Genomic DNA, 13,434 nt, shown 5'->3' with positions numbered 1-13,434 from the left:
TTAATAAAAATTTGATTAATTTGCCTTATGAGAGTAAAGTGTACACTATTAAGTTAGTGTGAAAAAATTTACATTTCAAATGCAAGAGATTACCCTATTCATGGTATTTTTACAAAAAATTTAAGCAGTGTTAATAAATGATTAAAAAGTTACACGATAAAATTGCTCAGTTCCAGGTAGCAAACGTGCTTCGGGAGGCGGGATTATATCCTTATTTCAGGCCGATTGAGTCTGCGCAGGATACTGAAGTAATAATCGATAATAAAAGAGTGTTAATGTTTGGTTCCAATTCTTACCTGGGCCTTACTAACCATCCCCTTATAAAAGAAGCCTCAAAAATGGCCATCGATAAATATGGTACCGGTTGTGCCGGTTCACGTTTTTTGAATGGTACGCTTGACATCCATATCGAGTTAGAGAACAGGCTTGCATCTTATGTAGGCAAAGAAGCTACCGTATTATTCAGTACCGGATACCAGGTTAACCTGGGCGTTTTATCTTGCATTACCGGCCGTAATGATTACCTGATATTAGATGAGTATGACCATGCCTGCATAATTGACGGCAGCCGGTTATCATTCTCTAAAGTTATTAAATACGCGCACAACGATATGGAAGATCTGGCCCGCAAGCTAAGTATCCTGCCCGAAGAAGCTGTTAAGATCATCGCTGTTGATGGTATCTTCAGTATGGAAGGCGATATCGTTAAATTACCCGAAATTGTAAAACTTGCCGAACAATATGGCGCGAATATCATGGTTGATGATGCGCACAGCCTTGGTGTAATAGGCCATAAAGGCGCCGGTACCGCATCGCACTTTAACCTTACTGATGATGTAGACCTTATCATGGGTACATTCAGTAAATCACTTGCATCTTTAGGAGGCTTTATTGCTGCTGATGCCGATACAATAGACTATATTAAACACCGCGCACGTTCGTTGATGTTTAGCGCAAGCATGCCGCCGGGCTCCGTTGCCAGTGTAATAGCTGCTTTGGATATCATCGAATCAGAACCGGAGCGCATAGAAAAGCTTTGGGATAACACCAATTATGCCATGAAGCTTCTACTGGACGAAGGTTTTGACCTTGGCCCTACTGAAAGCCCGATCCTTCCGATCTACGTGCGTGATAACGAAAAAACTTTCGCGGTTACCAAGCACCTGCAGTCTGCCGGTGTGTTTGTTAACCCTGTCGTATCACCTGCCGTTCCTTCAGATTCATCTTTATTACGGTTCTCATTAATGGCCACTCACACTTTTGAACAAATTGATGAAGCTGTTGAAAAGCTGATAGCAGCGTTTAAAACCGTTGGTGTCGAGAACACTGTTAAAGAAAAAATATAAAGTTTTCGAATATTTTAACCTTATTGATGCCACGAAAGTGGCATCATCATTTAAGCCCCACTTGTAAATGAAAAATATAATTCCGGTTAAGTCAAAAAAAGAACTTGGTGCTTTTATTGACTTCCCGCATGATCTGTACAAAAACGATCCTAATTACGTACCGGAACTATTTATCGCTCAAAAGGATTTGCTTACTACGCACCCTTTTCATAAGCACTCATCCCTGCAAACATTCCTGGCTTATGATGATAAAAAAGTAGTTGGGCGTATTTGCGCAATTTATAATACCAACCACAACAAGTTTAACAATGTCAACGACGGCTTTTTTGGGTTTTTTGATTGTATTAACGATCAGGAAACTGCCAACCTGCTTTTTGATACCGCCGTTACCTGGTTGAAAGAAAAAGGTGCCGAAACTATTACCGGCCCGGTTAACCCGTCTACCAACGAAACCTGCGGTTTATTGATCAAAGGTTTTGACAGGCCGCCGGTTGTAATGATGACCTATAACCCTGAGTACTATGTTACACTATTAGAGAACTACGGTTTCAAAAAACAAACCGACCTTTTAGCCTGGTACTGGGATGGCGAAAACTATAACGATAAATCGTTACAGATGCTTGACAGGCTGCAGGAGCGTTTAACACGCAATAGCGGTATTACAATCCGTAAGATCAACTTAAAGAATTTTAAACAAGAAGCCGATTCATTAAGAGAAGTATATAACAAGGCATGGGATAAAAACCTTGGCTTTTTCCCGATGACCAACGAAGAGTTTGATTATACTGCGAAAGACCTGAAGATGATCCTTGATCCGGACTTTGCTTTGGTTGCCGAGCAAGATGGTAAGATAATTGGTTTTGGCGTGGCCATTCCGGATATCAACCAAATTTTAAAAACGATCAAAAAAGGCCGCTTGTTACCTACAGGAATTTTCAAGCTATTGATGAACAAAAAGAAGATTACCGGCATCCGTATTATGCTTTTAGGTGTAATTGACGGCTATCGTAAAATGGGTATCGAAGCCTGCTTATATGGTAGCATTATTAAAGAGTACCGCCGCAAAGGCCTTAAATATGCCGAAGCATCATGGACTCTTGAAAAAAATGATATGGTAAACCGTGCTATTGAGGCCATAGGTGGCGATCAATATAAAACTTACCGTATTTATCAAAAGGGTTTATAAGCATCTGTTAAGATACCGGGCGGAACCGATTTTCATACAATGGTAATCTTTGTAAGATTACTTGTTGCCAATGATATAAATTAAGGTTATTTGCGCCGCTTAAAGCAAAGGTTAAACCTGTTTGATAGCAGGTTATCCGCTACCGTTATCGTAAACCTAAACTGTAATTGCAAAAGCTAATGGTTAACGCCATTATTATTAGAATAAGTAACACTAAATGAAAACCACACTGGGCAATACCCAAAAAGGTAAAAACAATTCACTAAATGAAAATTAACATTAAACCTGCTAACGGTAAGCTGGGTATTTTAATACCGGGCTTAGGAGCAGTAGCTACCACATTAATTGCCGGCGTTGAAGCCGTAAAAAAAGGCATATCACAACCAATAGGATCGTTAACCCAAATGGGCAGCATCCGCTTAGGTAAAAGAACAGAAAACCGCCATCCAAAAATCAAAGATTTTGTGCCATTGGCTAACATAAACGATATCGTTTTTGGCGGTTGGGATGTTTATGAAGATAACGTATACGAAGCGGCTATGAACGCTAAAGTATTAGAGGCATCTTTATTAAACGAAGTAAGAGAAGGTTTAGAGGCCATTGTGCCAATGAAAGCTGCTTTTGACAAAAACTACGCAAAAAACCTTGATGGAACCCACGTTAAAACCGGTACACGTCACGAACTTGCCCAGCAAGTTATGGAAGACATTAAAAACTTCCAGACTGAAAACGGTTTAGACCGCGTAGTATTAGTATGGTGTGGTTCAACCGAAATCTATTACGAGGCATCAGAAATTCATGAAACGGTAGCTTCTTTTGAGCAGGCTTTGCTAGATGATGACAAACGCATTTCACCAAGCATGATCTATGCTTATGCAGCATTAAAATTAGGCGTACCATTTGCTAACGGTGCCCCTAACTTAACAGTAGACATCCCTGCATTAATTGAGCTGGCTAAAGAAACGCAAACCCCAATTGCCGGTAAAGATTTCAAAACAGGCCAAACGTTAATGAAAACCATTTTAGCGCCGGGCTTAGCGGCACGTTCATTAGGTGTGCATGGCTGGTTCTCAACCAACATTTTGGGTAACCGCGATGGTTTGGTTTTGGATGATCCGGATAACTTTAAAACCAAAGAGGTTTCAAAACTGGGTGTATTAGAAGATATTTTACGCCCTGAAGATAACCCTGAGCTGTATGGCGAAATTTTCCACAAGATCCGTATCAACTACTATCCGCCGCACGGTGATAATAAAGAAAGTTGGGACAACATCGATATTTTTGGCTGGTTAGGTTATAAAATGCAAATCAAGATCAACTTCCTTTGCCGCGACTCTATCCTTGCAGCACCTATCGCACTGGATTTGGCATTGTTTTGCGATATGGCTAAACGCGCGAACATGAGCGGTATACAGGAGTGGCTATCTTTCTACCTTAAATCACCGCAAACTGCGCCGGGTTTACAGGCAGAGAATGATATCTTTAAACAACTGATCAAATTAGAAAACACTTTGCGTTACCTGATGGGCGAAGACCTGATTACACACTTAGGCCTCGACTATTACGACGATATGTTCGCCGGCGCATAACACACTAAGCCTGTTGCTGCTATAAACAGCAACAGGCTTTATTATTATTCCTTTCAAACCCAAGATCATCTCCCAAGGGATCTAAGAGTTAGCTAACTCCACATCAGCTTTTTTTTCGTACATAGTAACAAATAATAGCCGGCAGTGTCTATTTGCCTGTTACTAATTTAAATTAACAACAGATCCCTACGGCCAGATTAATTTAACAAGAGCCGTAATTATATAATTGCTCAATGGCAACATTTGTAAAAGCCCAGGCGTCATCATTTATCGCGTCCATTTTTGACTTTTTGACCACAGTAGTCTGCAAGGAATTTTTTTATCTTTGGTACGTAACTGCAACATTACTTGGTACTATAGCTGGCGGCATCATAAACTTTATTTTAGGCAGGGTTTGGGTGTTTAACGGTAAAGAGAAAGGCATCCCGCAGCAGGTAGCAAAATATCTGATCGTTTGGGGTGGAAATTCGTTGCTTAACACATCGGGGGTATTCGTTGTAAAGCATTACACCGGGTTAAGCTATATTATTTCAAAAGCAATAGTATCTATAAGTGTAGGGGTAAGCTATAATTACTTTCTTCAAAAAAAGTTTGTATTTGCATAATTGCGCCACGTTTAATGAATTTGAAACCCCCTGCTAATTATTTTATATTATTAGTATTCTTATTTACCACCACCACCTTATTCGGCCAGAATACTGTAGTAAACGGCGTTATCACTGATGCTACCAACAAGCAACCTTTGCCTTTCGTTTCAGTATCATTTATTGGCAGCACTATTGGCGTTACTACAAATAACCAGGGTGTTTATACAATTCGCTCAGTTAAGCCTTATACACAATTAAAAGTTTCTTACCTGGGGTTTAAAGACGCTGTGCTTACTGTTGCCCCTGGTAAAGAGCAGGTGATAAACGTGCGGATGGCACCCTCATCCAAACAGCTTAACGAGGTTGTTGTAAAAACTGCTAAGCGCGCCAAATATGTAAATGACAACCCAGCTGTAGAACTGATCCGTAAGGTAATTGCTAACCGCGAAAAAAACCGCCCCGAAGCCTACGATTATGTTGAGTACAAGGAGTATGATAAAATGCAGTTCTCTCTAAGCAATTTATCTGATAAGGTGTCCGAAAAAAAGCTTTTTCGCAAATATAAATTCATGTTCGATAACAAGGATAGTGTGACCTATCCTGGCAAAACGCTGTTACCGATATACCTTAAAGAGAGACTATCTCAGATTTACTATCGTAAACATCCTGAAGCTACCCGCAATGTAATACTTGGCGAGAAATCGGTCGATTTCGGGCCTGGCTTCGATACTGAAGGCATAGGGCAATATTTTAAGCACCTGTATGCCAAGGTTGATATTTACGACAATAGTTCCTTATTACTTGGCCGCGAATTTTTGAGTCCCATTGCCAATGGCGCGCCAGGGAGCTACAAATATTTTATTACGGATACTTTAATGATGGATAATGGTGAAAAGCTGGTACAACTAAGCTTTACGCCTCGGAACACCAATGATATACTATTTGAGGGAGATATTTACATCACGCTCGACGGTAACTACGCGGTAGAGAAGGCATCACTCAATATTAACAAAAATATCAATGTGAACTTTGTTCGCAGTATGCATGTAGATCAGAGCTTTGCTTTGAGTAAAGACGGCCGTTATCACCTGAGCCGCAGTAATACCTTTGCTGATTTTGGTTTTTCGGCCAAGCGTAAAGCCGGGCTATTTGGTGTACGGACACTTACCTTACGCAACTTCGAGATAAATAAACCAAGGCCCGACACTGCCTATATTGCCCGGCCCGAACTGGAAGACGAAGAGGTAAAAAATCGGCCGGAAAGCTTTTGGGCCCAAAACCGGCTGGATACCCTGAGCACTGCGGAAGCAAAAGTTTACACCAACATTGATAGCCTGGTGCATATGCCATCCTTCCGGCGGACGGCAAACCTGGTGAATTTGCTGTTTGCAGGTTTTAAAAATTTCGGAAAGTTTGAAATTGGGCCTGCAAGTACATTTTATAGCTTTAACCCGGTGGAAGGGTTGAGACTACGTGTGGGGGGCCGCACAACAGCCGACTTTAGCAAACGTTATTTTTTGGAAGCTTACGGAGCCTACGGTTTTAAAGACGAACGTTGGAAATACTTTTTAGCCGGTACCTATTCACTCAATAATAAAAGCATCTATCGTTTTCCGCAACATTATATTCGCGCAAGCTTTCAGCGGGAAACTAAAATCCCCGGGCAGGAATTACAATTCATTCAGGAAGACAATATCCTGCTATCATTTAAACGCGGCCGTAATGATAAATATTTGTACAATGATAATTACCGTTTAGATTATGTAAGCGAATTTGAAAACCACTTCTCTTACAAGCTTGGGTTAAAGAAAACTACACAAACCCCTACCGGCACGCTTTACCCGTTTATTAGTACGCAAAATAATATCTTTAATCACCTTACCACTACCGAGGCGTCTGTTGGGTTGCGCTACGCACCGCACGAACAATATTACCAGGGTAAGCTTTTCCGTACGCCGATAATTAATCAGTATCCTATCCTTACACTTGATTTTACAACTGGCTTAAAAAATGTTTTGGGCGGTGAGTATAACTACTCTAACTTATCAGCACGAATTGATAAGCGCTTTTACGTTGCCCCATTCGGCTTTAGCGACCTTACAGCCGAGGCTGGTAAGATTTTCGGGCAGGTACCTTACCCCCTGCTCAACATACACCGGGCTAATCAAACTTATGCTTACGTTATCGACTCTTACAACCTGATGAATTTTTTGGAGTTTGTGAGCGATAAGTCGGTAAGCTTTAATATTGACCAACACTTTGGAGGTTATTTTTTTAATAAAGTGCCATTGTTAAAAAAACTAAAATGGCGCGAAACTGCGTCTGTTAAAGTACTGTACGGCGGGCTAACCGAACGTAACAACCCGTCAATTCACCCTAATTTATATCAGTTCCCGGTAGATGAAAACGGTGCACCGATAACTTACGCGTTAGGCAATACTGCGTATGTAGAAGGCAGCGTTGGTATTGAAAACATTTTTAAATTTATCAGGGTCGACTTTGTTAAGCGTTTTACTTATTTAGATCACCCGGGTATTGCTGATTGGGGTATCCGCACCAAGATCAAATTCGATTTTTAATATGTATTATTTTAATTATTTTTATTGTTAAATGGAACAGCAAACTTCAATACGTACAAGCCTTCAGCTTGGGATATATAAAATTATTGATCCGTTTGTTAAGCTGCTGATAAAGCTTGGCTTAACTCCAAATGCAGTTACTTCTATTGGTTTTGTACTAAACGTAGGTGTAGCAGCAATTTTTATCATCGGCGGCGAAGATGGTGACCGTGCGGACCTGAGCTATGTAGGCTGGGCGGGCGGGCTTATCCTTTTTGCCGGCTTGTTCGATATGCTTGACGGGCAGGTAGCCCGTTTAGGTAACATGAAATCAACGTTTGGTGCCCTTTATGATTCGGTATTGGACCGTTATAGTGAACTGATCATGTTCCTGGGCATTTGTTATTACCTGGTAGCTCACCATTATTTTTTAAGCTCAATAGCGGCGTTTATCGCGCTTATAGGCTCCATGATGGTAAGTTACGTGCGTGCCCGTGCCGAAGGCCTGGGTGTTGAACTGAAAGGCGGCTTGATGCAGCGCCCGGAACGGGTTATAACTATCGCGGTGTTTGCAATTGCCTGTGGCATTACATCATCCTATTTGGGCGGCGATTATAAATTATACATCCCGGGCATTAAATTTCATGTATTTGAATCGATGACGGTGTTTACTTTGCCAATTGCAGTGCTTGCTGTATTAACAAATTTAACTGCCTTTAAAAGGCTTACTGATGCTAAGAAAGCGCTGGCTGAAAAAGATGAACAATAATACACCATTAAAATTAGTCCTTTCTTTACTGCTGTTTATCAATTTCACCTTACCGCTAAGTGCTGCCAAGTGTGAGTCACCCTTTGCAGATACTGCTGCAAGTCGCAGGCATCAGCAACAAAAGGCTATAGTATTTCCGGTGCCGCCTTCAGATCCATCCCGTCTTTTTTATGTACAGCGTAACCCTAATACCAATACGCTTGTCTATGATATCAACATCGATAAAAGCACCGGTAAACCAGACAAGGACGCGCCTATACATCCCTATTGGATACGATATAATGAGAAAGGCCAGAAAGAAGAATTGAATTATATACAGCGCAAATTTGCATATGGCTTAGTGAGTAAACCGCTGGGCAACGATAAATACGATATCAGATTTGTGTCATACAAAAAATTTCCGCTTAGTTTGATGAAGGCCGCCGACGGGAAATATCGTATCTTTGCAACCGTAAATCAAAAGCAAATTATTCTTAACAATATATTTATTAGGATAGAGGGCGGTTCTTTTTGGTTACCCAATGTAATTTATGTGGAGATGAAAGGGACGGACCCTGCAACAGGAAAAGAAATTACAGAACGTTTTAAACCCTAAGTGACTATGGCTAAAAATTTTGTATCCAATTCACAGGAATCTGTGAGAATGTTTAAAAGTAGCTTTTTAGAAAGTTTATCAAAGGTACATTACTTTGTGCCTATCATCATATTTGTGCCCGTCATTTTCGTTTGCACATATTTTGCCTATGAAAACCAAATTGGCGTTTTAAACTACTTTGGTCTGTTTTTATTCGGTTTGTTTGTATGGACGCTTACCGAATATATCATGCACCGCTTTGTATTCCACTTTGTGCCTAAACAAAAATGGGCCCTGCGTTTACACTTTATTTTTCACGGTGTACATCATGATTACCCAAGCGATGCTATGCGCCTTGTTATGCCGCCATCGGCAAGCATCCCACTGGCAACCGGCTTTTATTTGTTATTTAACGCCATGCTGCCGGCAAACTACATTTTCGGCTTTTTCCCGGGCTTTATACTAGGCTATCTGGTGTATGACATATCACATTACGCTATCCACCATTTCAACTTTAAAGGTAACTTCTGGAAAAAGATAAAGCAGCACCATATGCTTCACCACTACCAGGACCCAACAAAAGGTTACGGCGTAAGCTCACCATTATGGGATAAGATTTTCAATTCAGATTTCATTAAAAAGCAGAATGGCTAATGATGGTAATCATGATATACAGATCAATGCCAAAAATATAAGTATTGTCTCTGCCATATCAGTCGCCTATTTACTTTTATCTTATTTTTTAGTAGGTTTTAAGTCAGATCAGTTAGTACTAACAGGTATCTTCAACGCCTGCTTCTACGCTACCCCTACTACCCGCAAGTTCATCCTTGGGTTCAGTATCTTTATCGTTTACTGGATCATATTTGATTATATGAAGGCTTTCCCTAATTATCATTACAAGGATGTTGCAATAGGTCAGCTCTACCATGCCGAAAAAAGTCTTTTCGGCATCCGTTTTAACAACACCATCTTAACCCCTAATGAATACCTCTACATAAAACGTACAACTTTTATAGATGTGATGGCAGGGCTTTTTTACCTTTGCTGGATCCCTGTACCGTTGGCATTTGCGGCATATCTGTTTTTTAAGAACAAGCCGCTGTTTTTGCGCTTTTCGTTAACGTTTGTAGTGGTAAATATGCTGGGCTTCATTGTCTACTACGCCTACCCGGCCGCACCACCCTGGTACATTCAATTGCACGGCTTTCAATTTCAGCCGTTAACTCAGGGTAATATGGCCGGGCTGGCGCGGTTTGACAAATTTTTTAACATCAATTTATTCAAATCTATATACTCCAAGGGCTCTAATGTATTTGCGGCAATGCCGTCGTTGCACTCCTCTTATCCGGTTATTGTGGTGTACTACGGCATTCGTAACAGATTGGGTTTAGTGAACTTATTATTTGCTATAGTGATGGGTGGTATTTGGTTCACAGCCGTATACGCCAGCCACCATTACATACTGGATGTGCTGGCCGGTATTATTTGTGCTATCACAGGTATTACGCTTTTTAACATCGCTGCCACATCCCATCGGATCAAGAACTTTTTGCTGCGGTACGAGCAAATTATTCAATAAACAAATACCTAACATTTACTGTATACTTTTCTATACTAATTGAATTTACTGTTAATAAAATACAGAATGTGGATATCTTATTTACAGGTATTTATAAGCATCCCGAAGGCATAATTAGGTATGAAATTTTATTGTGTAAGTTCCTGACTTTACACTCCGCTAACATGGCGTTAATTGGGCATGTAATTTGAATACATCTTAGTATACAATACTAATGTATACCAAGATGAAAAAAATACTTACCCTTGTTCTAATCGTCATAGCCGCAACTAATGCCTTTGCAGGTTCACGTGATCTGGATAGCCTTAAAACCCAGTTACAGATAACAAAAAACGACACCTTAAAAGGTGGTATATACAAACAAATAGCCGCACAATACCTACAATACGATACTATCAAACACAGTGGCGTAAAACGTTACTATCAGGATGAGGCGTTAAACTATACAATGCTTGCACTGCATAACTTTAGCTACTACGAAGATATTTTAGGAATGCGTACCTGCTTTGATTATCTGTCAAAAGTTTATCAATCCCAAGGTAAATTCAGCCAGGCTAAATGGTTCCTGTTGCAGTCTAACAAAATATCACGTGATCAAAAAGACACCGTTGGCATCATCAGTTCACTCGTAAGGTTATCAGGTGTAAAAATGGCCAATAAAGATTACAAGCTTTCTATGCGCGATTTAAATGAGGCGTTAACCTTGTCGGCCAAAACTAAATCTCCTAAGCTTGAAGCGCTTGTTCAACAAAACTACGCGTTTTTATACAACAGAATGGGTGAGCCGGAAAAAGGTGACATTGCATCAAAAAGGGCAGCAGAGCTTTATGAAAACATCAAAAACGACGAGGAGTTGAAAGCAATGGCGTTCCAGTCACCTGTGAAAGAAACTGTCAAAGGGAAAAAAGCAATTGTTGCTAACAAGAAAAAATCAATTTCAAAAACCTACGCGAAGAAAGCAAGCAAGTTAAATGCAAATGCCGTTAAGGGCCTGGCTTCTTTATAAAATTAATGAGATAATCCAAAAACCATCCTGCAAGGGGTGGTTTTTTGCGTTAAACCAGCGGCGGTTTACTATGTCAAAACTATCGACATGAAAAATACATATTCAGGCATTGCCTTTATAATTGCGTTTTTTTCTTTAACTGGCTTTAAAAGTCGCGGCGACGAAGTCTCCGTTGGTTTTAAACAACAGTTTTTAGATCTGATCAATAAAACCCGTGCTAAAGGCTGCACCTGTGGTAATACTTACATGCCGCCTGTTGCGCCGATAGTTTGGAACGATAATTTGCAAAAATCTGCAGAGGGTCACGCGAAGGACATGGCAAAGCAGAATTATTTTAGCCATACAAGTGAGGATGGGCGCAGCATGCAAACGCGGATTGTAACCGCTGGTTACCAATTTAAAGGCTTTAAAAGTTTTATGATTGGCGAGAACATTGCTGCGGGGCAAACCAGCATACCTGAAGTTATGGCCGGATGGATTAAAAGCGAGGGCCACTGCAAAAATCTGATGAATCCGGGATTTAAAGAAGTAGGCGTAGGCGAATATAATCACTACTGGGTGCAGGATTTTGGCGGCCGGGAATCATTCAGTGCCGAGCAGCAAAGGATGATAAAAGCCGGTAAGTACCGCCTGATTCAAAAAGACCCGGAAAGTCATTAATCTTTTGGCTCTTCTTTTTTCTCTTTCTTTGGCATCGGTCCGCGTTTATAGATAACCAGGCCGTTTAAAAAATTGCGGAGCAGTTGATCTTTACAGGGTTGAAAATTTGGGTGATCGTCCGCCCTAAAGATGGCGCTAAGTTCCGTTTTAGTAGTGCGGAAGTTGGCGAGCTTTAAGATCTCAATAATATCATCATCGCGCAGGCTAAGTGCCACACGCAGTTTTTTCATCACATCGTTATTGCTCATAGCTGTTCGTTAAATTTTCTTGAAGATAATTATTCCGTTATGTCCCCCAAAACCAAAAGTATTACTCAAAGCGGCATCAACCTTTTTATTAATAGCTTCTTTGGTAACAATTTTTAAGCCCGCCGGTATTTCCGGGTCGATAGTTTCCGTGTTGATGGTCGGGGGGATAATGCCTTCTATTATTGCTTTTACAGATATGATGGCTTCAATAGCGCCGGCAGCTCCTAACAAATGGCCTGTAACTGATTTTGTAGCGCTGATGTGTAAATTTTTATTTGCACCAAAAACTTCTTTAACCGCTTTAGCCTCGCTGATATCGCCTACCGGGGTCGACGTTGCGTGCGCGTTTACGTAATCAATATCATCTGCATTCAATCCACCATCCTGCAACGCCAGTTTCATACCTTGTATGGCCCCTTTCCCTTCGGGATGGGTTGCGGTGATATGATAGGCATCAGAAGTCATAGCGGCGCCGGCAATTTCAGCGTAAATGTTTGCACCGCGCGCTTTAGCATGCTCGTATTCTTCCAGTATTAATACGCCGGCCCCCTCGCCCATTACAAATCCTTCGCGGTCAATATCAAACGGTCGCGACGCCTTAGTTGGGTCATCGTTACGGGTTGACAATGCCTTTAACGAGTTATAACCTCCTATAGAAGCCTCGCTAATTGGCGCATCAGAACCGCCGGTAACGATGATCTTAGCTTTACCCCAACGGATATAGTTAAATGCATCCATAATAGCGGTGTTGGCACTTGCACAGGCAGATGCCGTAGAAAAGTTAACCCCCATAAAGCCGAATTTGATAGAAATGATCCCCGCCGCCATATTAACCAGCGTTTTCGGAATAAAAAATGGGTTAAAATGCGGCTCGAACCCTGAGAGTGCATATTCCTTATACTGCTGCTCCAGCGTTTCCATACCACCCTGAGCGGTACCGAAAATCACTCCAACATCAAATGGCGACATGTCGTTTATATCAAATCCCGAATCTGCGATAGCCTGCCTGGCAGCAATTAAAGCGTATTGAGTGTAAAGGTCACTCCTTTTAATGTCGTTTCTATCCAAATATGCGGCAGGGTTCAAATCTACTATCTGCGTAGCAAAATGTGTCTTAAACTTTTCCGGATTAAACCTGGTTATTGATTTTGCAGGGCTGTTGCCCTCAACTATATTATTCCAAAACGCGGCAACATCATTCCCTGTGGCAGACACCACGCCCATGCCGGTAACAACTACTCTTTTCATTAATTAGTTAACAATACATTTATATCGTGTTCACTGCAAAAGTACTACCAGTAAACCAAAGTTTTTATATTTATTTCACCA

At 41.0% G+C, this 13,434-nt stretch carries 13 protein-coding genes; 11 read left to right on the top strand and 2 right to left on the bottom strand.

Translation table 11 applies throughout. The annotated features are described in order from the left end of the window. The first annotated feature begins 137 nt into the window (after positions 1-137). From ACE5CV_RS20070 to ACE5CV_RS20020, 11 genes are all read left to right on the top strand, one after another. The gene (locus ACE5CV_RS20070; protein WP_374951990.1) at positions 138-1,346 is read left to right on the top strand and encodes an aminotransferase class I/II-fold pyridoxal phosphate-dependent enzyme; all 1,209 of its coding nucleotides are present in this window, start codon (positions 138-140) and stop codon (positions 1,344-1,346) included. Between the two features lie 67 nt (positions 1,347-1,413). Further along, positions 1,414-2,532: a hypothetical protein gene (locus ACE5CV_RS20065; RefSeq protein ID WP_374951989.1), complete on the top strand. Its 1,119-nt coding sequence runs from the start codon at positions 1,414-1,416 to the stop codon at positions 2,530-2,532. A 266-nt stretch (positions 2,533-2,798) separates the two neighbouring features. Then, positions 2,799-4,121 (top strand): inositol-3-phosphate synthase, encoded by a 1,323-nt coding sequence (locus ACE5CV_RS20060; protein ID WP_374951988.1) that lies wholly within the window; start codon positions 2,799-2,801, stop codon positions 4,119-4,121. 233 nt (positions 4,122-4,354) lie between these two features. Then, complete coding sequence (locus tag ACE5CV_RS20055) at positions 4,355-4,726, top strand: GtrA family protein (RefSeq protein WP_374951987.1); 372 nt, start codon at positions 4,355-4,357, stop codon at positions 4,724-4,726. A gap of 14 nt (positions 4,727-4,740) precedes the next feature. Beyond that, positions 4,741-7,287, top strand: coding sequence for a DUF5686 family protein (locus tag ACE5CV_RS20050; protein ID WP_374951986.1), 2,547 nt, complete (start codon positions 4,741-4,743; stop codon positions 7,285-7,287). Between the two features lie 31 nt (positions 7,288-7,318). Continuing rightward, positions 7,319-8,035 carry a CDP-alcohol phosphatidyltransferase family protein gene (locus ACE5CV_RS20045; RefSeq protein WP_374951985.1) on the top strand — a complete coding sequence of 239 codons (717 nt, stop codon included), beginning with the start codon at positions 7,319-7,321 and terminating at the stop codon, positions 8,033-8,035. Continuing rightward, positions 7,998-8,630 carry a DUF4833 domain-containing protein gene (locus ACE5CV_RS20040; protein WP_374951984.1) on the top strand — a complete coding sequence of 211 codons (633 nt, stop codon included), beginning with the start codon at positions 7,998-8,000 and terminating at the stop codon, positions 8,628-8,630. The genes ACE5CV_RS20045 and ACE5CV_RS20040 overlap by 38 nt, the downstream gene beginning before the upstream one ends. A 6-nt stretch (positions 8,631-8,636) precedes the next feature. Next, on the top strand, positions 8,637-9,263 hold the full coding sequence (locus ACE5CV_RS20035) for a sterol desaturase family protein (RefSeq protein ID WP_374951983.1): 627 nt from the start codon (positions 8,637-8,639) through the stop codon (positions 9,261-9,263). Next, complete coding sequence (locus tag ACE5CV_RS20030) at positions 9,256-10,191, top strand: phosphatase PAP2 family protein (protein ID WP_374951982.1); 936 nt, start codon at positions 9,256-9,258, stop codon at positions 10,189-10,191. The genes ACE5CV_RS20035 and ACE5CV_RS20030 overlap by 8 nt, the downstream gene beginning before the upstream one ends. Before the next feature lie 226 nt (positions 10,192-10,417). Beyond that, the gene (locus ACE5CV_RS20025) at positions 10,418-11,197 is read left to right on the top strand and encodes a hypothetical protein (RefSeq protein WP_374951981.1); all 780 of its coding nucleotides are present in this window, start codon (positions 10,418-10,420) and stop codon (positions 11,195-11,197) included. 87 nt (positions 11,198-11,284) lie between these two features. After that, positions 11,285-11,857 carry a CAP domain-containing protein gene (locus ACE5CV_RS20020; protein WP_374951980.1) on the top strand — a complete coding sequence of 191 codons (573 nt, stop codon included), beginning with the start codon at positions 11,285-11,287 and terminating at the stop codon, positions 11,855-11,857. Here the strand turns inward: ACE5CV_RS20020 and ACE5CV_RS20015 are convergent. After that, positions 11,854-12,105 (bottom strand): DUF1456 family protein, encoded by a 252-nt coding sequence (locus tag ACE5CV_RS20015; RefSeq protein WP_374951979.1) that lies wholly within the window; start codon positions 12,103-12,105, stop codon positions 11,854-11,856. The two genes, ACE5CV_RS20020 and ACE5CV_RS20015, sit on opposite strands and share 4 nt — an antisense overlap. A 9-nt stretch (positions 12,106-12,114) precedes the next feature. After that, positions 12,115-13,353, bottom strand: a complete 1,239-nt coding sequence (gene fabF / locus ACE5CV_RS20010) for a beta-ketoacyl-ACP synthase II (protein WP_374951978.1) — start codon at positions 13,351-13,353, stop codon at positions 12,115-12,117. Between the last annotated feature and the right edge of the window lie 81 nt (positions 13,354-13,434).

The sequence above is a fragment of the Mucilaginibacter sp. genome, from assembly GCF_964263795.1.
In the GTDB taxonomy this organism is placed as follows: domain Bacteria; phylum Bacteroidota; class Bacteroidia; order Sphingobacteriales; family Sphingobacteriaceae; genus Mucilaginibacter.
Note: the sequence above shows the minus strand (reverse complement) of the source record. Positions and strands in the feature narration are given on the sequence as shown.

Bases quoted from the DNA above. Each gene is read 5' to 3' on its own strand.
- ACE5CV_RS20015 (WP_374951979.1), bottom strand. From the start codon at position 12,105: ATGAGCAATAACGATGTGATGAAAAAACTGCGTGTGGCACTTAGCCTG.
- ACE5CV_RS20045 (WP_374951985.1), top strand. From the start codon at position 7,319: ATGGAACAGCAAACTTCAATACGTACAAGCCTTCAGCTTGGGATATAT.
- ACE5CV_RS20040 (WP_374951984.1), top strand. From the start codon at position 7,998: ATGCTAAGAAAGCGCTGGCTGAAAAAGATGAACAATAATACACCATTA.
- ACE5CV_RS20070 (WP_374951990.1), top strand. From the start codon at position 138: ATGATTAAAAAGTTACACGATAAAATTGCTCAGTTCCAGGTAGCAAAC.
- ACE5CV_RS20030 (WP_374951982.1), top strand. From the start codon at position 9,256: ATGGCTAATGATGGTAATCATGATATACAGATCAATGCCAAAAATATA.
- ACE5CV_RS20050 (WP_374951986.1), top strand. From the start codon at position 4,741: ATGAATTTGAAACCCCCTGCTAATTATTTTATATTATTAGTATTCTTA.
- ACE5CV_RS20055 (WP_374951987.1), top strand. From the start codon at position 4,355: ATGGCAACATTTGTAAAAGCCCAGGCGTCATCATTTATCGCGTCCATT.
- ACE5CV_RS20020 (WP_374951980.1), top strand. From the start codon at position 11,285: ATGAAAAATACATATTCAGGCATTGCCTTTATAATTGCGTTTTTTTCT.
- ACE5CV_RS20060 (WP_374951988.1), top strand. From the start codon at position 2,799: ATGAAAATTAACATTAAACCTGCTAACGGTAAGCTGGGTATTTTAATA.
- ACE5CV_RS20035 (WP_374951983.1), top strand. From the start codon at position 8,637: ATGGCTAAAAATTTTGTATCCAATTCACAGGAATCTGTGAGAATGTTT.
- ACE5CV_RS20065 (WP_374951989.1), top strand. From the start codon at position 1,414: ATGAAAAATATAATTCCGGTTAAGTCAAAAAAAGAACTTGGTGCTTTT.
- ACE5CV_RS20025 (WP_374951981.1), top strand. From the start codon at position 10,418: ATGAAAAAAATACTTACCCTTGTTCTAATCGTCATAGCCGCAACTAAT.
- fabF (WP_374951978.1), bottom strand. From the start codon at position 13,353: ATGAAAAGAGTAGTTGTTACCGGCATGGGCGTGGTGTCTGCCACAGGG.